The organism is Bradyrhizobium sp. AZCC 1719, from assembly GCF_036924525.1.
Classification (GTDB): Bacteria; Pseudomonadota; Alphaproteobacteria; order Rhizobiales; family Xanthobacteraceae; genus Bradyrhizobium.
In genome coordinates, this window is the sequence record NZ_JAZHRU010000001.1 from 2656033 (window position 1) to 2674259 (window position 18227).

23 protein-coding genes and 1 pseudogene are annotated in these 18227 nt (G+C 61.6%); 10 read left to right on the top strand and 14 right to left on the bottom strand.

What is annotated here, in order from left to right:
* Positions 1–7 precede the first annotated feature (7 nt).
* The gene (locus V1292_RS12570) at positions 8–508 is read right to left on the bottom strand and encodes a GlcG/HbpS family heme-binding protein (RefSeq protein WP_334372877.1); all 501 of its coding nucleotides are present in this window, start codon (positions 506–508) and stop codon (positions 8–10) included.
* 235 nt (positions 509–743) lie between these two features.
* Between V1292_RS12570 and V1292_RS12575 the strand changes: the two genes are divergently transcribed.
* The 3 genes from V1292_RS12575 to V1292_RS12585 are packed head-to-tail and all read left to right on the top strand — an operon-like array spanning position 744 to position 3588.
* Positions 744–1862 carry an ABC transporter ATP-binding protein gene (locus V1292_RS12575; RefSeq protein WP_334377025.1) on the top strand — a complete coding sequence of 373 codons (1119 nt, stop codon included), beginning with the start codon at positions 744–746 and terminating at the stop codon, positions 1860–1862.
* A complete protein-coding gene (locus V1292_RS12580; RefSeq protein WP_334372878.1) occupies positions 1859–2773 on the top strand; it encodes an ABC transporter permease in 915 nt (304 codons plus the stop codon). Before V1292_RS12575 ends, V1292_RS12580 begins: the two co-directional genes overlap by 4 nt.
* Positions 2773–3588 (top strand): ABC transporter permease, encoded by an 816-nt coding sequence (locus tag V1292_RS12585; protein WP_334372879.1) that lies wholly within the window; start codon positions 2773–2775, stop codon positions 3586–3588. Before V1292_RS12580 ends, V1292_RS12585 begins: the two co-directional genes overlap by 1 nt.
* 116 nt (positions 3589–3704) lie before the next feature.
* On the opposite strand, the gene V1292_RS12590 is transcribed toward V1292_RS12585, so the two are convergent.
* The 6 genes and pseudogenes from V1292_RS12590 to V1292_RS12615 all read right to left on the bottom strand — a co-directional run.
* Positions 3705–4556 carry a carbohydrate ABC transporter permease gene (locus tag V1292_RS12590; RefSeq protein ID WP_334372880.1) on the bottom strand — a complete coding sequence of 284 codons (852 nt, stop codon included), beginning with the start codon at positions 4554–4556 and terminating at the stop codon, positions 3705–3707.
* Positions 4553–5425, bottom strand: coding sequence for a carbohydrate ABC transporter permease (locus tag V1292_RS12595; RefSeq protein ID WP_334372882.1), 873 nt, complete (start codon positions 5423–5425; stop codon positions 4553–4555). The genes V1292_RS12590 and V1292_RS12595 overlap by 4 nt, the downstream gene beginning before the upstream one ends.
* A 200-nt stretch (positions 5426–5625) precedes the next feature.
* Positions 5626–7005, bottom strand: a complete 1380-nt coding sequence (locus tag V1292_RS12600; RefSeq protein ID WP_065743166.1) for an ABC transporter substrate-binding protein — start codon at positions 7003–7005, stop codon at positions 5626–5628.
* A gap of 310 nt (positions 7006–7315) precedes the next feature.
* Entirely contained in the window at positions 7316–7597 is a 282-nt protein-coding gene (locus tag V1292_RS12605; RefSeq protein WP_028350166.1) for a helix-turn-helix domain-containing protein, read from the bottom strand.
* Positions 7594–7731 (bottom strand): type II toxin-antitoxin system RelE/ParE family toxin, encoded by a 138-nt coding sequence (locus V1292_RS12610; RefSeq protein WP_334377237.1) that lies wholly within the window; start codon positions 7729–7731, stop codon positions 7594–7596. The genes V1292_RS12605 and V1292_RS12610 overlap by 4 nt, the downstream gene beginning before the upstream one ends.
* 55 nt (positions 7732–7786) lie before the next feature.
* Positions 7787–7852, bottom strand: a pseudogene (locus V1292_RS12615) (type II toxin-antitoxin system RelE/ParE family toxin); the annotation flags it as partial.
* A 354-nt stretch (positions 7853–8206) separates the two neighbouring features.
* Here V1292_RS12615 and V1292_RS12620 point away from each other — a divergent pair.
* A complete protein-coding gene (locus V1292_RS12620; RefSeq protein ID WP_334372883.1) occupies positions 8207–8755 on the top strand; it encodes a DUF6650 family protein in 549 nt (182 codons plus the stop codon).
* Between the two features lie 139 nt (positions 8756–8894).
* Here the strand turns inward: V1292_RS12620 and V1292_RS12625 are convergent, their stop codons facing one another.
* The 6 genes from V1292_RS12625 to V1292_RS12650 form a co-directional block, all read right to left on the bottom strand.
* Positions 8895–9323, bottom strand: a complete 429-nt coding sequence (locus tag V1292_RS12625) for a hypothetical protein (protein WP_334372885.1) — start codon at positions 9321–9323, stop codon at positions 8895–8897.
* On the bottom strand, positions 9320–9925 hold the full coding sequence (locus V1292_RS12630; RefSeq protein WP_334372886.1) for a nucleotidyltransferase domain-containing protein: 606 nt from the start codon (positions 9923–9925) through the stop codon (positions 9320–9322). Before V1292_RS12630 ends, V1292_RS12625 begins: the two co-directional genes overlap by 4 nt.
* 67 nt (positions 9926–9992) lie before the next feature.
* Positions 9993–10472, bottom strand: a complete 480-nt coding sequence (locus V1292_RS12635; protein WP_334372888.1) for a DUF2269 family protein — start codon at positions 10470–10472, stop codon at positions 9993–9995.
* Positions 10469–11743 (bottom strand): SDR family oxidoreductase, encoded by a 1275-nt coding sequence (locus V1292_RS12640; protein WP_334372889.1) that lies wholly within the window; start codon positions 11741–11743, stop codon positions 10469–10471. The genes V1292_RS12635 and V1292_RS12640 overlap by 4 nt, the downstream gene beginning before the upstream one ends.
* A 122-nt stretch (positions 11744–11865) precedes the next feature.
* Positions 11866–12027 carry a DUF2934 domain-containing protein gene (locus tag V1292_RS12645; protein WP_334372891.1) on the bottom strand — a complete coding sequence of 54 codons (162 nt, stop codon included), beginning with the start codon at positions 12025–12027 and terminating at the stop codon, positions 11866–11868.
* 240 nt (positions 12028–12267) lie between these two features.
* On the bottom strand, positions 12268–12447 hold the full coding sequence (locus V1292_RS12650) for a DUF3072 domain-containing protein (protein ID WP_235984094.1): 180 nt from the start codon (positions 12445–12447) through the stop codon (positions 12268–12270).
* A gap of 97 nt (positions 12448–12544) precedes the next feature.
* On the opposite strand from V1292_RS12650, the gene V1292_RS12655 reads away from it, so the two are divergent.
* The 3 genes from V1292_RS12655 to V1292_RS12665 all read left to right on the top strand — a co-directional run bounded on the left by V1292_RS12655 (position 12545) and on the right by V1292_RS12665 (position 13733).
* Positions 12545–12826 (top strand): hypothetical protein, encoded by a 282-nt coding sequence (locus tag V1292_RS12655; RefSeq protein WP_334372894.1) that lies wholly within the window; start codon positions 12545–12547, stop codon positions 12824–12826.
* A gap of 150 nt (positions 12827–12976) precedes the next feature.
* Complete coding sequence (locus V1292_RS12660) at positions 12977–13204, top strand: hypothetical protein (RefSeq protein ID WP_334372895.1); 228 nt, start codon at positions 12977–12979, stop codon at positions 13202–13204.
* Between the two features lie 55 nt (positions 13205–13259).
* Entirely contained in the window at positions 13260–13733 is a 474-nt protein-coding gene (locus tag V1292_RS12665; RefSeq protein WP_334372896.1) for a hypothetical protein, read from the top strand.
* 112 nt (positions 13734–13845) lie between these two features.
* On the opposite strand, the gene V1292_RS12670 is transcribed toward V1292_RS12665, so the two are convergent.
* Positions 13846–15792: an AsmA family protein gene (locus V1292_RS12670; protein WP_334372897.1), complete on the bottom strand. Its 1947-nt coding sequence runs from the start codon at positions 15790–15792 to the stop codon at positions 13846–13848.
* Positions 15793–16055: 263 nt separating this feature from the next.
* Here V1292_RS12670 and V1292_RS12675 point away from each other — a divergent pair, with 263 nt between their 5' ends.
* Genes V1292_RS12675 through V1292_RS12685 form a run of 3 tightly spaced genes read left to right on the top strand, consistent with a single transcriptional unit; the run spans position 16056 to position 18101 of the window.
* Entirely contained in the window at positions 16056–16793 is a 738-nt protein-coding gene (locus tag V1292_RS12675; protein ID WP_334372898.1) for a CoA transferase subunit A, read from the top strand.
* Positions 16793–17443: a 3-oxoacid CoA-transferase subunit B gene (locus V1292_RS12680; protein WP_057847341.1), complete on the top strand. Its 651-nt coding sequence runs from the start codon at positions 16793–16795 to the stop codon at positions 17441–17443. The genes V1292_RS12675 and V1292_RS12680 overlap by 1 nt, the downstream gene beginning before the upstream one ends.
* A gap of 4 nt (positions 17444–17447) precedes the next feature.
* Positions 17448–18101 carry a GNAT family N-acetyltransferase gene (locus V1292_RS12685; RefSeq protein WP_334377028.1) on the top strand — a complete coding sequence of 218 codons (654 nt, stop codon included), beginning with the start codon at positions 17448–17450 and terminating at the stop codon, positions 18099–18101.
* Positions 18102–18227: the final 126 nt, after the last annotated feature.

The following is an 18227-nucleotide window of genomic DNA, read 5'->3' on the forward strand; positions in this document are numbered from 1 at the left end:
GTCAGGTCTAGAAGTCGAGCTTGTCTCGTATGGCATCGATGCCTGCTTTGGCGCAGGCTTCGTCCGCGTCGCCGCCGGGAGCTCCGGAGACGCCGACAGCGCCCACCAGCGAACCTGCCGCTTCGACTGTCAGCCCGCCGCCGATGATGACGACGCCCGGCAGATCGCGGATTCCGGACTGCATCGTTCCGGGCTGGCTGTTGGCAACGAGTTCGGTCGTGCTGGTGCGGAAGCTGACGGCCGTCCACGCCTTGCCCGAGGCGGTCGAAACCGTATGTGCGCCTGCAAAGCGGTCGCGCAGCAGCACTTGCGTCACGCCGAAGCGATCGACGACGGCGACCGACACCTGAAAGCCGCGCTTGCGGCAATCCGCCAGCGTCGCGCGCGCCAGATCGAGCGCCACCTCGGGGCTCAGCGATTTGTAGGTGACAATGGCTTCCTGGGCGGCGGCCGAGCTGGCGAGCAGGCAAGAGATCGCCGTCGCTGCCACCAAATTCCGAACGTTCATCAATCTCTCCCGATCATTCCCATCGTGCGCGGCGGCCGCGTCTCTGCGAATTTCGAACCTTACCAGAGACGGGAGCTGCATCCAGAATATTGTGGCTGCTTGTTCCGGGGCAGTTGAGCGGATGGCGATCCGCCGCTAGCGTGCGGCCATGACGGCGCAGGCAAACGGCATGAACGGGCAATCGCCTGAGATCGACACAGTGAAAATCAACACGGCGGTGGCGCAGGCGACGCCGATGGCGCCGGCCGACGACACGCCGCTGCTCCGCATCGAAGGCGTATCCAAGAAATTCGGTGATTTCCGCGCAGTGGACCGGCTCTCGCTCGACATCAACGCAGGCGAGTTCTTTGCGCTATTGGGCCCGAGCGGCTGCGGCAAGACCACGCTGCTCAGGATGCTTGCCGGTTTCGAGACCCCGGACGAGGGCCGCATCCTGCTCGGTGGCCGCGATATCGCGCCGGTGCTGCCGCATGAGCGGCCCGTCAACATGATGTTCCAGAACTACGCGCTGTTTCCGCATCTCTCGGTCCGGGACAACATCGCGTTCGGCCTGAAGCGCGCCGGGATGGCGCGCGCCGCCATTGATACCCGCGTGGGCGAGATGGTCGCGCTGGTCAAGCTCGATGGCATGGAGAAGCGCAGGCCGGATCAGCTTTCCGGCGGCCAGAAGCAGCGCGTGGCGCTGGCGCGCTCGCTGGCGCGGCGGCCCAAGGTCCTGCTGCTTGACGAGCCGTTGGCCGCGCTCGACAAGAAGCTGCGTGAAAGCACGCAGCTCGAACTGATGGAACTGCAGCGCCGCCTCGGCATGACTTTCATTGTCGTCACCCACGACCAGGAAGAGGCGATGACGATGGCGAACCGGATCGGCGTCATGGATGCCGGCCGGCTCGAACAGGTCGCTACCCCGCGCGATCTCTACGAGGCGCCTGCCTCGCGCTGGGTCGCCCAGTTCGTCGGCGACGTCAACTTGTTCGATGGCGAGGTCACCTCGTACGAAGACCATCGCCTGACGATTGCGACCCGCGACGGCGGAAGCATCGTGGTCGCCGAGCCGCGCGATCTCGTCGGCAAGACGGTGGTCTCGGTTGCGATCCGTCCCGAGAAGGTCAAGCTGTCGCGCCGCGGCCCTGGATCGGACGGGGGCAATGCGCACGCGATCAACCGGCTCGAAGGCGTCATCACCGATGTCAGCTATCTCGGCGGTTCGACGGTCTACAAGATCAAGCTCGATTCCGGCGCAGTGGTGCGCTCGTCGATCGCCAATACTGCGCGGCTTGATATCAACACGTTGAGCACCGGTCAGCGCGTGGTGGTGTGGTTCACGCCCGACGATTGCGTGGTGCTGGAACGATGAGCACGCGCCGCATCTTCGCGCATCCGGCGCGGTATGCCGCCATCGCGCCCTATCTGTGGATGGTGCTGTTTTTCCTGGTGCCGTTCGGGTTCGTGCTGAAGATCAGTTTGTCGCAGACCGCGATCGCGCAGCCGCCCTATGTACCCGTGTTCGATTTCTCCGAAGGATGGACTGCGATCAAGGCGGCCTTCGCGCAGTTGTCCTTCGATAATTTCAGGCTGCTGATCTCGGACAGTCTCTACATCAGCTCCTATTTGCGCAGCGTCGTTGTTGCCGTAACCTCGACATTGATCCTGCTATTGATTGGCTATCCGATCGCCTATGGCATGGCGCGGCTGCCGCTGCGCTGGCAGCCGATCGCGATGATGCTGGTGATCGTGCCCTTCTGGACCTCGTTCCTGATCCGGATCTATGCCTGGATCAATATTTTGCAGCATGACGGGCTGCTCAATAAAATTCTGCTCGCGCTGCATCTGGTCTCGTCGCCGGTGGTGTGGCTCTCGACTGACAGTGCGATGTATCTCGGCATCGTCTATTCCTATCTGCCGTTCATGATCCTGCCGCTGTACGCGACGCTTTCGAAGATGGACACCTCGCTCTTGGAAGCCGCAAGCGATCTCGGTTCGTCGCCGCTTCAGGCGTTCTGGCTGGTGACGTTCCCGTTGTCCTTGCCCGGTGTCGGCGCCGGCGCGCTCTTGTGCTTCATCCCGATCATCGGCGAATTCGTGATCCCCGATCTTTTGGCCGGCTCTGGGTCGATGATGATCGGCCAGACGCTGTGGCTGGAATTCTTCACCAACAAGGACTGGCCGGTCGCCGCCGCCGCCGCGGTCGCCTTGCTGGTGCTGCTGGTGCCGCCGCTGTTGCTCTACGACCGGCTGCAGCGCCGCACGTTGGAGGGCGCGAAGTGATGGCGCGGCGTATCGGCAGGATATCGCCATTCAACATCACCGCGCTCGCGCTGGGGATGGCGTTCCTGTACCTGCCGATCGTGATCCTCGTCATCTATTCGTTTAACGCCTCGCGGCTGGTCACGGTGTGGGGCGGCTGGTCGCTGCGCTGGTACCATGAATTCTTCAACGACCGCGCGATGCTGGATGCGGCATGGATGAGCCTTCGCGTCGCCGCGGTATCGGCCACGATCGCAACGCTGCTCGGCACGCTGGCGGCAGTGGGGCTGGTCCGCGGCGAACGCTTCAGGGGGCGGACGCTGTTTTCCGGCATGCTCTATGCGCCGCTGGTGATGCCGGAGGTGATCTCAGGGCTGTCGCTGCTGCTGCTGTTCGTGGCGCTCAACGCCGAGCGCGGCTTCTGGACCGTGACGATCGCGCATACCACGCTGACCATGTGCTTCGTCACCGTGGTGGTGCAGTCGCGTCTCGCCTCGCTCGACCGCAGCCTGGAAGAGGCCGCGATGGATCTCGGCTGCGATCCGGTGCAGGCGTTTGTTCGCGTGACGCTACCGCTGATCCTGCCGGCAATCGCCGCCGGTTGGATGCTCGCCTTCACGCTCTCGCTCGACGATGTCGTGATTGCAAGCTTCACGACCGGCCCCGGCTCGGCAACGCTGCCGATCCGGATCTATTCCGAAGTGCGGCTGGGGGTGAAGCCGGAGATCAACGCGATCTGCACCATGGTGATCGCGCTGATCGCGGTGCTGATCGTGGTCGCTTCGCTCGCTTCGAAACTGTCGGGCGCGCGCGGCGAGAGCGCGGCGCCGCTGTAGTAGCCCCGTCATTCCGGGGCGATGTGAAACATCGAACTATGGTGCGCACTTGCGCACCTGAGAATCTCGAGATTCCGGGTCTGGTGCTAGCGCACCATCCCGGAATGACAGAACAATCACGACTTAACCGCGCCCGCGGTCAGTCCTCCCACCATATACCGCCTGAACGCGTAATAGATCGCGGCCGGCGGCAGCGCGTAGATGAAGCCGGTGGTCATCAGCAATTCCCACGGCGAGTCGTCGGCGGCCAGGAAGTTGCCAAGCGCCACGGGGAGCGTGATCTCGGTATCCTTCGACAGCAGCAGGAACGCGTAGAGATATTCGTTCCAGGCGAGCAGGATCGCGTAGGTGCCGATCGCGACCAGCGAGGGCATCATCAAGGGCACGTAGACCAGGCGGAACAATTGCAGCGTGGTGGCGCCGTCCATGGTGGCGGCTTCATCCAGTTCGACCGGCAGCTTGTCGGACGCCTGCTTCAAAACCCAGATCGCGTAAGGGGACGCGATCGTCACCATCGCGAGAATCAGCGACCAGTGATTGTTGAGGAGACCGTAATTGCCCATGGTGCGATACATCGGCACCGCGAGGAACGCCGCCGGGATGAAATAGGTGAACAGCGCCAGATTCATCACCCAGCGCCCGCCGGGAACGCGCAGCCGCGAGATCGCGAAGGCAGCGGCGGTCGCGATCAGGAGCGTCAGCGCGCCGGCGGAAAGCGCGATCACCACCGAATTCCAGAACTGGATCCAGAAGTCGCGCAGGAAGTAGTGCTGCTGGTGGAACACGATGCTGAAATTGTTCAGCGTCGGATGATCGGGCCACAGCTTTCCGGAGAACGCGTCTTCCTTCGGCGAGATTGCGAACAGGAACATGTGGTAGATCGGCACCATGGTCCAGATGAACACGGGAATGCCGATCAGCAGCAGTTTTGCTTCGGTGCCGACTTCGCGGAGTGTTGGCAGCTTCATCGCGACAACCGTTTCATCATGAAATAGACCAGCGGCAGCACCAGCGGCAGCGCGCAAACGATGGAGGCCATCGCGAGCGAGAGCTGGTCAAGCCGGAGGTAGCGGATACCGAGCGTGGCGAGCACATGGGTGAGGTCGGCGGGGCCGCCGCCGGTGAGCAGATATACGCTGTTGAAGTCGCCCAGCGTCCAGATCATCGAGAGCAGCGTGCAGGTGATGTAGAGAGTCTGCATCGACGGCCAGGTGATGTAGCGGAATTTCTGCGACCAGCTTGCGCCGTCGACCTCGGCGGCTTCGTAGAGATCGTGCGAGATCGCGAGCCGCCCGGTCATCAGGATCAACGTCCAGAACGGCAGCGATTTCCAGATGTGCACGCCGATCGCCATGGCGAGCGCGACGCTCGGATCGTTCAGCCAGTTCGGGCCGTCCTCGGCGGTGAACTTGAAGATCAGTTGGTTGATCACGCCCCATTCCGGATTGAGCATGAAGCGTACGGAAAGAATTGTCGGGATCGACGGCACCGCCCAGGGCAGGATGAACAGCACCGACAGCCATTTGATCCAGGTGCGCTGCTGGGCGAAGAAGCCGGACAGGAACAGCGCGATCGCCATTTTCAGATTGATGCCGACCAGGAGGAAGATCAGCGTATTGACGGCGGCGCGCGCGAAGATCGGGTCGTGATAGAGCGCGACATAGCTCGCCGGATGCCGCGCCAGCCACAGCCCATAGCCAACGGGGTAGACCACGAAGGCCAGGAACACCAGCAGATAGGGGGCGAGCATCACGATGCCCCAGACCTGCGGTGTGGTCAGCCGGGCCGATAGCGGCGGGCTTGGGATTGCCTGATCGCCCGAAAGCGTGATTGCCATACATCTACTCTTGCAGTCTTAGAATGAGATGCCGGCCACGGCTACGCCGTCGTCCCTGCGAACGCAGGGACCCATAACCACCGGCTAATATTGCACGCGAAAGCCGACGACCAGCATTTTTCAAAACGACCGCCGCGGAGTATGGGTCCCTGCGTTCGCAGGGACGACGGACATACTCGCGGCGGCCGGCATCGTTTACATCAACCCGCGACCTGCTTGATGCGGGCGATCAGTTCGTCGACGGCCTTGTCGACCGGCACCTTTTCGCTCACCACGCGGTTCATCGCCTTGGCCCAGACGTTCTCGTTGTTCAAAATCGTGAACTTCCAGTTCTTGGTGAAGTCGAACGGCGTGGTGCCGCCGGTGAACTGATTGTACACCGCCTTGCGATGCCGGTCAGCCTGCCAGAACGGGCTCTGCTGGCTGGCCGTCGTCACGGGGAACCAGCGGCCGAGCGCGCCTTCGATGTAGGGCCGGACGTTCTCCTCCTGCAGCAGGAACTTGATGAACTCCTTGCCCTCCGCCTTGTTCTTGGCGACCGTGAACATCAGGCCGGTCTTGACGTCGGAGCGATACTTGATCGGCGTGCCGTCCGGCTTGTTGGGGAAGGACGCGGTGATGATGGTCTCATCATAGTTCTTCTTGCCGAGCGCGCGTTGCTCCGGCGTCAGCGCCGGGTTGTTGGCGTCGTCGAGCCATTTCGCCGCGATCGATATCGTGAAGTTGTGCGTCATCACGATCGTCTTGTTGTGGAAGGCGACGTTGTTGTCCGGATCCTTCCAGGTGGTGGAGGACGGCGGCGTGCAGCCCTTGATGTAGGTGTCGGTGTAATCCTTCATCGCCTTGATCAGGTTTTCCCGCACCTTGGGATCGTCGACCAGGAGCTTGCCGTCGTCATCGACCAGCTTGACGTTGTAGGCGTCCATGAAGGTGTAGAACGACTGGAACGAGTCGGTGGATTCCACGCCCATCGGCTGGCCGACGGCATAGACGCGCTGACCGGTGGCCTTGCGGCTGGCGGCCTGCACCTTGTTGCACCAGAACGACCAGTAGTCTTCCCATTTGGTCGGAATGTCGCTTTCCTTGAAGCCGGCCTGTTCCAGCATGTCCTTCCAGATCTGGACGTGCATGCTCTGCTGCTTCAGCGGAAAGCCGTAATAGCCCTTCTTTTTTGTCTGGTCGTTATAGAGAAAGGTGGTCTCCAGCGTGTTGGGCGCGAACGCGGACTTCATCGGCAAAAGGATGTCGCCGAGATCCTCGAGCTTGCCCTCATAGGCCCACTTGCCCTGCGCCTGCACGTCATAGCTGTCGGAATAGGCGACATCAGGCACAGTGCCCGAATCCAGCGCCGCCACCGTCTTCGGGATCATGTCCTGAATGGCGTATTGCGAAAGCTCGACCTTGATGCCGGTCTTGGCCTCGAATTTCTTGATCGCCTCTAAGAGCGCATCGTCCTCGGACTTGTAAAAGCCCTTGCCGAACCAGACCGTGATGGTCTTCTGCTGGGCGAGCGCAGGCGCCGTGGCGTAAAACAGGCCGACGGCTGCGACCGCGAGCGAAACTGATCTCCTGGATATCACATTGTTCTCCCTGAAAACGCCGGCTTGTTAACCGGTTGGATAAAAGACTAACCCATGCGCGCGGCGCGATCCAGATGGGGCGATGCAAACTTCTGTAGGGGGATATTCAGGGCGCAAATGCGGCAAAGATGTCTGCGCACGCGTGGGCGTTTTGGTTCAACCATTTTGGTTCAATCATTTTTTGCATCCTTGCCGGGGAGCATGACCGACCGTAGGCGCGAAGGCGCGATCTGGCGACGTTGAGTGCGGTCCCCGCACACGACTCTGTCATTGGCGGATTGGCGGTTCGGTAATCGCCGCGATCGAGGGGTCAGGCCGCCGACAGCCGCACATGAAATTTGCTGCCGGTCGCCTCGGCGTAACGCAGGAGTGTCTTGGTGCTCGGAAGCGTGTGACCGTTTTCAAGCCGGGCAATGGTGGATTGGCTGGTACCCATCCGGGCTGCCAATTCGGCCTGCGACAAGCCTGCGCGTAGGCGAGCACGGAGCAACTCGGCAGCGATCTCGAATTCCGGCGCGAGCGCGTCATACTCGGCCTTGACCTTGGGATTGGCGAGCAGGCGGGCTTTCAGCTTTTCGAACTGGATGGTCATGTGATGTCCTTTGCTCGTCGCAACGCGAGTTCGATTTCAGCGCGTGGCGTCTTCTGCGTCTTCTTCACGAACGCTCGCACAACGACGACCCGGCGGCCGATCGCCGTGACGTATAGCGCGCGGGCAATTTCCATCTCGACCTGTCAACCGCAACTCCCAGAGCTTTCCCTCAAGGTGTTTCACGTGCGGCTCGCTCAAGCTTTCAAGCCCGGCTGACGCAATGCGCTCGGCTAGCCGCAGAAATCGCGCCTGCATGTCGGTCGGAAGGGCGGCGATCTCCGCGGCGACGGTTTCGTCAAGGATTTCGACTTGCCAGGGCACTCTCCCTTATATCTCAATTTTGAGATATTGAAAAGAGGCCAAATCGTCTGCCGGCCGCTTCGGCGTGACGCAGCAGCGCCTTCGTGCTCGGAAGTGCGCGACCATCTTCAAGGCGGGCGATGGCGATCGGCTGGTGCGCCCAGCCAAGCCGTCAGTTCAGATTTGCTCCAGGCTACGCCCTGCCTGCTCGTTCTGCAATTTTTGGTTGCGGGAGATATTCACAAGCGTAAGATTTAACCTCGATTGCTAAGCGGTCGGCTCGGCGGCCTAGAATTGACTGGGGGTTTCATGACTACGAGCGAGAAGGTTCGGATAAAGGGCCAAGAGCTCTTGAGTCGTCTCAGCAGTTTATCTTTGCTCGGATTTGGAATCGGGGTGAAATTTCCGGAAGCAGAGCGTGGAGTGGTGCGCGAGATCATCATCTTCTTGGAAGATCGTCGAGTGCTCTACGTAAATTTTAACCTCGAGGTTGAATCTCAAGTAATTGACTCTGTTCTCAGCATGCGGAAGGAGCTTACGAGTGCATTAAAACGTGTAGATTCTGACTCTCCTGCGGCGAAGGCATTCAATTCTATGCGAGCGGAATGTCGTCGGTTTCTTACCAGCCCTCGGGCTGGCTTTCCGAATATTGCCGGTGACGGCCCACGAGGCCGAGGCGGGATGGATGCTTCATTTTTTGAATCGCTTGGAAAGCTTCGAACTGTATTCGGGCTGCAACTCGCGGGGTTAGCTGCACTATACGATTTGGATTTGTCTCCAGAGCTTGAGACTATTTTGCCGCCACCTCCAGATACTGACGAGGAGGATGATTTGGAGAGACGGCACTGGCGCTATTGAGATCGAAAGCCGAGACTCGAATCAAGTCCGCGCCGGATGTTGCACCCATCGTCAAGATGCGAAACGGACAGCAGTCGGCGCAAAGCGCATAGCTAAGCTATCCTCATCGATATCGCCTCGCTCTTCCGGGCTGCGCTTCCTACTTCCCGGCCGGCGGATCGAGTTTTACAACCGCCGCCTCAATCGTCTTCGTACAGCGGATCAGGTCGGCGAGAAGCTTCTCGTCGATTTCCATGCGGCCCTCATACTCGGCGAGGTTCCGCTCGTTATGGGCTTGAAGGAAGATTTGCACGTCGGCGGCCGTCGTGCCCAGCGTATGCACCAGCGTCTGAAAGACGGTGATGCGGTTTTCCGAGCGATAGCCTTCGCGGCGCAAGGCTGCGAGCGCTAGCCTGTGGGCCGCGCCATAGGCCAGATCAAAACGGCTGTCGGGATCGAGATCCTTGTGCTGCGCGTCCTTCAATCGGCTGCGCGCGGCTGTCACCATGCCGAGATATTCGTTGCGGGTAGGCGGCTCGGCCTTGAGGCGCGCGATCTTCACGAGATTGTCCAGCTCGGGCTTGCTCATGCGTGGAGATCGCGCTTCGAGCCGAGAACGAACAATTTAGGTTGCGCGCCAAGCTTCTTGACGAAGGAGCCCTCCTGGGACGACCTCCGGCGCCACTCGTTCGTCGTGAGAAACACCGGATTGATCTTGCGCCGTATGCGATCCTCGACATCTTGAAGCGCGGAATAGAGTTTCGAATAATTCAGCTCGTCTCCAATGACCATGAGATCGATATCGCTCTGCGCGTTATCCGTTCCCTTCGCGACCGAGCCAAATACGAACGCGGCCTTGATCTTGTCTGCATGGGGGTCAAGCGCTTGCTTGAGCGGCTCCTTGAGAGCCACCGTCTTGAGAATCAGCCCATGCAGTTCCTCGAAAATCGGCGAATGTTGATTGGCGCGGTAGTGCTTTTGATTGCCGATGCGCTCAACCGACACGAGCCCGCTGCGCTGAAGACGCGAAAGCTCGCGCTCGACGGCTCCGCTGCCGGAATCGACCGTCCTGATGATTTCGGAAGTGTAAAAGCTGCGGTCAGGATGCGCGAAAATCAGGCCGAGCACGCGTTGCTGAACCTTGGAGAACAGCGCGCTCGAAAGGTTGACGGTTTGCGTGGTCGTAGCCATGGAGGAACATAATACCCAAATTGGGGAGGATTATCAATCCAATGAGTTTAATTATTGCCGGCGCATTTTAGAGAACCCCGATCTGCGGTTTGGCGATCATCAGCCACAATATCACGGCGATCGCCGTAAACGCCGGAATGCCGAACGCGAACCATAGCCGGAAGATCCGGTGATATTCCTTCGGCAGTGGCCTGCCCTCTGCCGCTGCGATCACGGCGAGGTCGCGCAGGCGCATTTGCATCCACACCACCGGCAGCCACAGCGCGCCGGTGATGACGTACAGCACGATCGACCAGACGATCCATCCGTCCCAGAACGAATAGCCGACGTTCCAAACCAACAGCGTGCCGGTGATGGGCTGCACGACGACGGCGGTCGCCGTGAAGATGAAGTCGGCAATCACGACGATGCGGGCGACGCCTGCGATCACGGCCGGCTTGCCGCCGAGGTGAGCCGCCAGCATGAAAAAGGCGATTCCTGCGCCGGTGCCGAGCAACACGGCGGCGCCGACGACATGGAGATATTTGAGGACGAAGTACAGCGTCATCGGTCCTCGAGCACGGCCAGGCCTGCGAAATGCAACACGATGATCGGCCAGATCTTCAGCATCGGCCCCAGCGGATCGGCCCAGAGCCGTGGCACCAGGATGGTGCCGATGATCGCGTAGGCGAAGGAAATCGCGATGGCCGCATAGAGGCCGTAGCGGCTGGTCGGCCTGTAGGCGATCGCAATTCCAATCACCAGATCGGCCAGGGCGCCCGCGATGATCGTCACTGTCGCAGCCGTTCCTTCCACGCCGCCTTCGCCCATCAGGCCCATGCCATAACCCCAGCCGGGCCCCAGCGAGACAAACGCGGTCGAGAGCCAGAACAGGGATAGAACAATAAAGATCGCGGGCTTGACCAGGTACATGCCGGCAAACCAGCGTTCCTGCACCGAAGCCGGTTCAGCGGCGAAGAATTCGGGAAGGTTTTTGGGATGCAGCCCGAGCCGCTGCATGTCTTCGAGATTGCCGACGGCGCCGCGCCCGATCTCCCGTTCGGCGGTACTGCGTACGGGAGGCCGCCAGCCGAGATACGAAACCATGTCGCCGAACTTGTACATGAGGCTTGAAGCGGACTGTGGCAGGTGAAGCTCCCGCGCCGGCGGCCAGCGGCACCAGCGGCGGATCAGCGCGACGACCGCGCTGAATGAATAGCGATGCGGGCCGACCAGCTCGACAACCTGCCGCGCGGGCGCGGCGGGATCAAGAAAATGCTCCACGGTCCGTACCACGTCCTCAAGCAGGACGATCTGGAGCTGTCCCGTGTTCGGCATCACGGGAATGGCGGGCAGCGCAGCCAGCCCTCGCATCAGCGCGCTGGCGCCATAGGCCGCGCGGCCGATCACGACGGAAGGCCGCAAGATGACCCAATCGAGATCGCGCTCCATCAGCGCCTTGTCACCGGCCAATTTCGATCGGGAGAAATCGCTCGGGGTTTCGCGATCGACGCCGATGGCGGAAAAATGGATGACGCGACGGATCTGGAGCTGCTCGCAAGCGGCAAAGAGATTTGCGATGCCGTGATGATGCACCATTGAGGTGGAATCGCCGGGACTGTCCTGGAGCACCCCTGCGCAATTCACGACCGCCTCGATGCCATCGAGATGCGGCAACCAGTATGCGGGCGACTTCGCCTCGGAGATATCGACCCTGTGAGCTCCAGGGCCGGAATGGTCGCTTCTGCTCATTGAAACGACGGAATGACCACGCGAGGACAGGTGAGCCACGATGGCCGATCCGATCAGTCCGGTCCCTCCAACAACGGCAATCTTCATGACCGGCTCCGCGCCGAGAAGTCACGCCTGCTTCCGAGAACGTGCGCCCCGAATGAATTCCTCCAGAAGGGGAAGCGCTTCAAAAAACGTGGACCACAAGCCCCGGCGACGTTCGCTTCCGTCTACAGGGTGTCGGGCGTGCGGACGGGCGACGACTTGTCCTCGTTTCGCAGCTCTTGCTCCGCAAGCCGCCAGAATTCCTCCTCTTTGCCTTCGGGCCTGCCGTTGCGCTCCCAGATCTCATAGGCGCGGTTCTTGATTTCCTTTTCGGTCGGCTCGCTCATCCGGGTCTCCTCCATCCATCTCTGTACGGTAGCCGTCGCGCGGCCGATCTCAGCGCGTGGGGGCGAGACATCGCGCCTGCACGCGGCACAGCGTGACGGCTTTCCTTCATTCAGGGATAAGCACGCAGCGAAGAGCAATGTTCCTGGATCAAACCGGGCTTAGGTCGGTTTTGGATTGAAGGTGGCCCGTCGATTCGTCCTTTGGCAGCGCTCCATGTCCCTTCGTTCCGGTCAGGCGGCTCAGAACGAATTCGCCAATTCGATCTCCGCCTTCAGCGCGGCAATCCGCCGTTCGGCTTCCCTGGCCGTCAGGTTTTTCTCGAACAGTTTTGGCTGATAGGCCTCGGCGCTGAGCGTGCGCAGCGTCGCCAATTGGCGCGGCGTCATCGGCGCATCCACCTGGTCCGGTAGCCGGGACATCTGAAACCTCAAAGAATCTTTGATTCGATCAGAACTCTTAACTTGAAATTTGTTCTTTATTTGTTCTTATGGAGTTCTACCGCAGCGAGGTGGCCCCATGGACAACAATTTGAATGAAATTCGCAGAAAAATCAGGTTCTTACGGTCGGAGATGCTGAGCGCGGAGGATAACATCCGCAGACAGCTCAACCGCGATGAGGACTGTTCGGAAGCAGCGACGCGTCTGATGGCCATGCGGGTCACCATGGTCGGCCTCATCGGCGAGCGGAACCGGCTTGGCGGCGAAGAGCGGCTGCTCAATGTCGATGAGCGGCTGAAGCTGGATGTCCGTGCGGTCAGCAGGAAGCCTGTGATCGGGGCGCCCGGCCGCCGTGAGTGATGATCCCATTCAAGCCCTGCGCCGGCGGATTGCCGAACTGGATCAGCTTGCTCGTCAGCTCAATCAATCCGGCCTGGATAACGCGCGGGCTCAGCTCCTGCTCGCGCGCAAGCGGGCGGAGTTGGAAGATTTCATCAACAGAGGCCGGCGATGTCAGGACCGCTCAGATGGTACGACCCCAACGCAGATAACCCGCCGTGGCTAAAAGCCCTGGCGGAGGTTCGGATCAGGGCGACGCGGGAAGGATGGTGCCATGCACACGTCCAGGCGATCGTGGTCGCGATCGATCAATATGCCGAAGCGGCGCTGGGCAATCGGGATTACTTCCTCAACAGGCCGCATAGCATCGGTGGCCGCAGCAACAATAGCATTCCCTGAAGATCGCTTTCGATGGAATTGAGCTAATGGCTTGGAGGGGTTGGATGTTTGAGCGATGCGGCTACAGGGCGGCGCTTTACCTTTTAGCTTTGATCGCGGCTGTAAATTGCAGCCTTTCATCTATTCGCAGTGGTATGTGCCACGCCTTAGCGATGGTCTTGCGGTCCACGCGGTGGCAGCGCTGGTCATTTTGCTGGGCCTCTGGCTGTTCAGCAAAATTGCGCGATACGCAGGTGCGGCATTTTACTTTCTTGCTGCGGGATCTGCCGCCTTTGCATTTTGGGGCTTTGCTGGCCCAGTGCATGCCGGCGTCATCTGGAGCGCGATAATAGGAGTTCTGAGTCTGGCTGCCGCATTGATCCTCGTTTTCTCAAAACCGTTCGCAAGAGAATTTGCGGCCGAGCGCGAAGGGCGACCTGCGTATAAGAAGGCGCTCCTTCACGCGTTCACCTTGGTGGTCGTCGTTGCGGCGGGAGCTGCCGCATTGGTCGATGTCGTCGCTTTGTTTTCCAGCTACCAAGGCCAGTAGGACGGATTAGCCCAACGGGTCCGCGCATGGCGCGGCCCGATGACAGGCTCCGGCATAATCCGCCAACTCGGGGTCGTTAAGGCGGATTACGCTGACGCTTATCTGCCTTACGTTAATTCGCCTTCGCCCCGGTCGGTGCGTTGGCCGGCGCGTCCGCAGCCGCCTCCGGCACCGCCTGCCGCGATCCTCCGCCGGTAAACCGCTCGATCACCGAGCGCACCGCATCGCGCGTCTTGCGATCCTTCACCGCATCGAGCAGGGGCGCCGCGCCCGGCGAGCGGCGGATCAGGCTTTCCGGATCGGGAAACACCAGCGGATCATCCCACGGGCCCTGCACGACGAAGGGCAGCTCGAACCCCTTATCGCCGGCGGCGGCCGACGTCAGGCTGGCGATGCCCTTGAGATCGTATTCGCGTGATGGCACCGAAGCGGTGCCGGTCAGCGTCAGGCGCGTGGTCGGTCCGTTGACGCGGATGTCCTCGACGGTGGCGATGCCGTCGTTGAAGTGCACCGAAACGGTGAGGTTGTCGTAGGGTGTCGTGCCGGAGCGGAAATTGCCGCCGCCGGATAGCGGCCGGCGCTCCAGCCGCTTCAGGAGCTGCTCGACATTGAAGCCGGCGATCGCGCCGTCATGACCGGTGAGCGTGGCGGTGCCGTCGAGCGAGGAGGCGAGCCCGAACGGGCTCGAGCCGGATGCCATCAACGAGACGCCGAGATTGCCGCGGCCGGAAAGCTTGGTGATGCCGAACAATTCGCTGGCGCAGGTCTGCAGATCGACATCGGTGAACTGGAACTGCGCCTTGACGTCGGCGATCGCATCCGAACGCGCGATGCCGAACGAGCCCTTGGCGATGCCGCCATACATCTGCGCTTCGCCGACCGAGAGCGCCAGCGCGCCGCCGCGCAGATTGGCGCCGAACGCGGTGCGACCGAGTCTCGTCGGGCCGACCGTCACCCTCGCCGCCGACAGGCGCATGTCGAGGTCGGTGGCGGAGAGCGAGGTGAGGTCGAACAATTGCCGGTTCCAGTCGCGCGCGCCGCTCGCAAGCAGGCGGACGGTCGAGATATAGGGCGTGAAATCCAGGTTGCCCGCGGCGAGCGTCGCCTGCAGCGTCTGGCGGCCGTTATTGGCAACCGTCATCACGCCCTCGGCGACGTTGCCGTCGAGTTCGACATTCACATTCGTCAGCGCAACCGAGGCGCCAACGACGTTGGCGCGGGCCCTCAGCGCGAAGCGGCCGAACCCGCCGCTGCCGGGCACCGGCTGTCCCATCCAGCGCAACGCGTTGCGCAGCGACACGCTGTCGACGGTAACCGTGCCTTCCATCATCAGGCTGGTGCGGTTGGCCAACGAGCCGTCGAAGGCGAGCTTCAGCGGCGCGCTGACCAGCCGCGCCTTCAGACCCGAGCGGTCGCCCGAGAGCATCGCGACGAAGTCGCTGGCTGAGATCGAGCCGTCGACGCGTTCGCCGCGCCAGTCGAATTGTCCGGTCGCCGCGAACGAGCGCGAGATCGACGGCCAGGCCAGCGAGAGATCGATGTCACTGAGCTGTTCGGTGGCACGGTTGGCGGCATCCTCGTATTTGAGCACGCCGTCCTGAATCCTGATTTCCGAGAACGACACCTGGTTTTCGGCGCCGGGCTTCATCGTGCGCGCGATGCGTTCGACGAACGGCGTCCAGTTGCTCTCGCCGCCGGCCTCTCTGACGACGCGGATATGCGGCCGCAACATCATGACGTCTGCGATTTCGAAGCGGCGCAGCAGCAATGGCAGCAGGCGCAGGTTTGCGGTCAACACGTCGACCTGCAGCGCGGGGTCGGTGGTGTCGCCGCCCTTCAGCCCGACATTGTGGAACGAGACATAGCTGCCCGGAAACACCGATACGTCGATCGCGCCGGTGACAACCAGATCGAGCCCGGTGACCGCGCGGATTTGCGCCTCGACCGCCTGCCGTAGCGCGTCGCGGTTGATGAACCAGGAGGTTCCGATCAGGGCGAGCACGGCCAGGCCGAACAGCGCCGCAACCGGCATCCCGAGGCGCTTCATTCCTTGGGCCATCGTCAGTGACATATCCGGATCTGGCTTAACCGAACTCGGTTGATCTACAAGGATCTCAGTTGATAGGGCAGGCGGCGCAAACGTTAAGCCCGTGCCAACCCACACAACTTGAAGGCTTTTCTTGACGCTTTCAAGGCCGACATGGCGCTCGGTGGGCGGTTCGGCGGCATAATCCACCCGTCATTGACGCACCGCGAAGAATTCGCCTAATAATCCGAAGATAATGCCGGCTTCGGCCGTTCCCCTCCATCAGGTCATATTTCATGAACAAGGTTTACCCCGACGCCAAATCGGCACTCGACGGCGTTCTCAAGGACGGCATGATGATCATGTCCGGCGGTTTCGGTTTGTGCGGTATCGCCGAAACCCTGTCGGACGCGATCCGCGATTCCGGCGTCAAGAATCTGACGGTAGTGTCCAACAATGCCGGCGTGGACGGCATCGGGCTGAGCCGGCTCCTGGAGACGCGCCAGATCAAAAAGATGATCTCGTCCTATGTCGGCGAGAACAAGCTGTTCGCGCAGCAATACCTCGCCGGTGAACTGGAACTCGAGTTCAATCCGCAGGGCACGCTGGCCGAACGCATCCGCGCCGGCGGCGCCGGTATCCCGGCGTTCTTCACCAAGACCGGCGTCGGCACGTTGATCGCCGAGGGCAAGGAAGTGAAGGAGTTCGACGGCGAGAAATACATCATGGAGCGCGGCCTGTTCGCCGATCTCGCCATCGTCCACGCCTGGAAGGGCGACACCGCCGGCAACCTGATCTACCGCAAGACCGCGCGGAATTTTAACCCGATGATGGCGACCGCCGCGAAGATCACCGTGGCGGAGGTCGAGCACCTGGTTCCGGCCGGCGAACTCAATCCCGACCACATCCACACGCCCGGCATTTTCGTCAAACGCATCATCGAGGTCGGCACGGCCAAGAAGCGCATCGAGTTCCGCAACACCCGCCCGCGCCCGTCGAGCGCGTCCGCGGCGGCAACGGGAGTAGAAATCTGATGGCCTGGACCCGCGAACAGATGGCGGCGCGCGCCGCGAAGGAACTGCGCGACGGCTATTACGTCAATCTCGGCATCGGCATTCCGACGCTGGTTTCGAACTACATCCCTGCAGGCATCGACGTCAGCCTGCAGAGCGAGAACGGCATGCTCGGCATGGGCCCGTTCCCCTATGAGGACGAGGTGGACGCCGACCTGATCAACGCCGGCAAGCAGACGGTCAGCGAATTGCCGTCGACCAGCTATTTCTCCTCGGCGGATTCCTTCGGCATGGTGCGCGGCGGGCATATCGATCTCTCGATCCTCGGCGCGATGCAGGTGGCGCAGAACGGCGATCTCGCCAACTGGATGATCCCCGGCAAGATGGTGAAGGGCATGGGCGGCGCGATGGACCTCGTCGCTGGCGTCAAGCGCGTCGTCGTGGTGATGGAGCATTCCGCCAAGGACGGCCCAAAGCTCTTGAAGAAATGCAATCTGCCGCTGACCGGCGAACGTGTGGTCGACATGGTGGTGACCGATCTAGCTGTCTTCACCATCGACAAGCACGGCAAGGACGGCATGGCGCTGATCGAGCTCGCCGACGGCGTTACGCTGGACGAGGTGAAGGCCAAGACCGAAGCCGAGTTCCGCGTCGCGCTGAAGAACGTCTGACGTGATGGCGGGGCGGTCGCGAGCAGCGATCCGTCCCGCGCGTCCCGAAGACGCAGGCTTCATTGCCCGCAACATTCTGTCGTCGCAGCGCGGCCCGTTCCCGCGCGGCTGGTTCGACATCGCGCTTGGCTGGGACGAGCCGCAATGTATAGCGTTCGTCGAATGCATCGCGCTCGCGCAAACGCAATCGTGGTGGCACATCACCCAATTCATCGTCGCTGAGGTCGAGGGTGAGCCGGCGGCATCGCTCTGCGCGCTGCCCGCTGAAGGCACCGAGGCCGCCGCGCGGGCGGCGATCAAGGAGGTGGCGGCCGCGATAGGGTTGAGCGCCGCCGATCTGACGACGATCTTCCGGCGTGGCGCCTATGGAGCGAATTGCTGGGTTCAGGGCGGCGAGGGCGACTGGCTGATCGAGCATGTCGCCACGCTGCCGGCCTATCGCGGACGCGGGCTGGTGCAGGCGCTGATCGATCACGCGCTCGCGGCCGGCAAGCAGGCGGGATTCGAACGGGCATCGATCTCGTTTCTGATCGGCAACGAGGCGGCGGAACGGTGCTATTCCAAGGCGGGGTTTGCATTCGCCGAAGAAAAACGCGATCCCGCATTCGAAGCGTTGACCGGTTCGCCGGGCTTCCGTCGCTTTACGCGCGGGATTTGAGACCGGTCGCGTAGGGTGGGCAAATTCTACTGCGTCACACCCGTTCAAACCCTCATCCTGAGGAGCCCGCAGAGCGGGCGTCTCGAAGGATGTAGGCCACAGACGGGGCCTCATGGTTCGAGACGC

Bases quoted from the DNA above. Each gene is read 5' to 3' on its own strand.
- V1292_RS12570 (WP_334372877.1), bottom strand. From the start codon at position 508: ATGAACGTTCGGAATTTGGTGGCAGCGACGGCGATCTCTTGCCTGCTC.
- V1292_RS12575 (WP_334377025.1), top strand. From the start codon at position 744: ATGGCGCCGGCCGACGACACGCCGCTGCTCCGCATCGAAGGCGTATCC.
- V1292_RS12580 (WP_334372878.1), top strand. From the start codon at position 1,859: ATGAGCACGCGCCGCATCTTCGCGCATCCGGCGCGGTATGCCGCCATC.
- V1292_RS12585 (WP_334372879.1), top strand. From the start codon at position 2,773: ATGGCGCGGCGTATCGGCAGGATATCGCCATTCAACATCACCGCGCTC.
- V1292_RS12590 (WP_334372880.1), bottom strand. From the start codon at position 4,556: ATGAAGCTGCCAACACTCCGCGAAGTCGGCACCGAAGCAAAACTGCTG.
- V1292_RS12595 (WP_334372882.1), bottom strand. From the start codon at position 5,425: ATGGCAATCACGCTTTCGGGCGATCAGGCAATCCCAAGCCCGCCGCTA.
- V1292_RS12605 (WP_028350166.1), bottom strand. From the start codon at position 7,597: ATGACCATCCAGTTCGAAAAGCTGAAAGCCCGCCTGCTCGCCAATCCC.
- V1292_RS12610 (WP_334377237.1), bottom strand. From the start codon at position 7,731: ATGGAAATTGCCCGCGCGCTATACGTCACGGCGATCGGCCGCCGGGTC.
- V1292_RS12620 (WP_334372883.1), top strand. From the start codon at position 8,207: ATGACTACGAGCGAGAAGGTTCGGATAAAGGGCCAAGAGCTCTTGAGT.
- V1292_RS12625 (WP_334372885.1), bottom strand. From the start codon at position 9,323: ATGAGCAAGCCCGAGCTGGACAATCTCGTGAAGATCGCGCGCCTCAAG.
- V1292_RS12630 (WP_334372886.1), bottom strand. From the start codon at position 9,925: ATGGCTACGACCACGCAAACCGTCAACCTTTCGAGCGCGCTGTTCTCC.
- V1292_RS12635 (WP_334372888.1), bottom strand. From the start codon at position 10,472: ATGACGCTGTACTTCGTCCTCAAATATCTCCATGTCGTCGGCGCCGCC.
- V1292_RS12640 (WP_334372889.1), bottom strand. From the start codon at position 11,743: ATGAAGATTGCCGTTGTTGGAGGGACCGGACTGATCGGATCGGCCATC.
- V1292_RS12645 (WP_334372891.1), bottom strand. From the start codon at position 12,027: ATGAGCGAGCCGACCGAAAAGGAAATCAAGAACCGCGCCTATGAGATC.
- V1292_RS12650 (WP_235984094.1), bottom strand. From the start codon at position 12,447: ATGTCCCGGCTACCGGACCAGGTGGATGCGCCGATGACGCCGCGCCAA.
- V1292_RS12655 (WP_334372894.1), top strand. From the start codon at position 12,545: ATGGACAACAATTTGAATGAAATTCGCAGAAAAATCAGGTTCTTACGG.
- V1292_RS12660 (WP_334372895.1), top strand. From the start codon at position 12,977: ATGTCAGGACCGCTCAGATGGTACGACCCCAACGCAGATAACCCGCCG.
- V1292_RS12665 (WP_334372896.1), top strand. From the start codon at position 13,260: ATGCGGCTACAGGGCGGCGCTTTACCTTTTAGCTTTGATCGCGGCTGT.
- V1292_RS12670 (WP_334372897.1), bottom strand. From the start codon at position 15,792: ATGGCCCAAGGAATGAAGCGCCTCGGGATGCCGGTTGCGGCGCTGTTC.
- V1292_RS12675 (WP_334372898.1), top strand. From the start codon at position 16,056: ATGAACAAGGTTTACCCCGACGCCAAATCGGCACTCGACGGCGTTCTC.
- V1292_RS12680 (WP_057847341.1), top strand. From the start codon at position 16,793: ATGGCCTGGACCCGCGAACAGATGGCGGCGCGCGCCGCGAAGGAACTG.
- V1292_RS12685 (WP_334377028.1), top strand. From the start codon at position 17,448: ATGGCGGGGCGGTCGCGAGCAGCGATCCGTCCCGCGCGTCCCGAAGAC.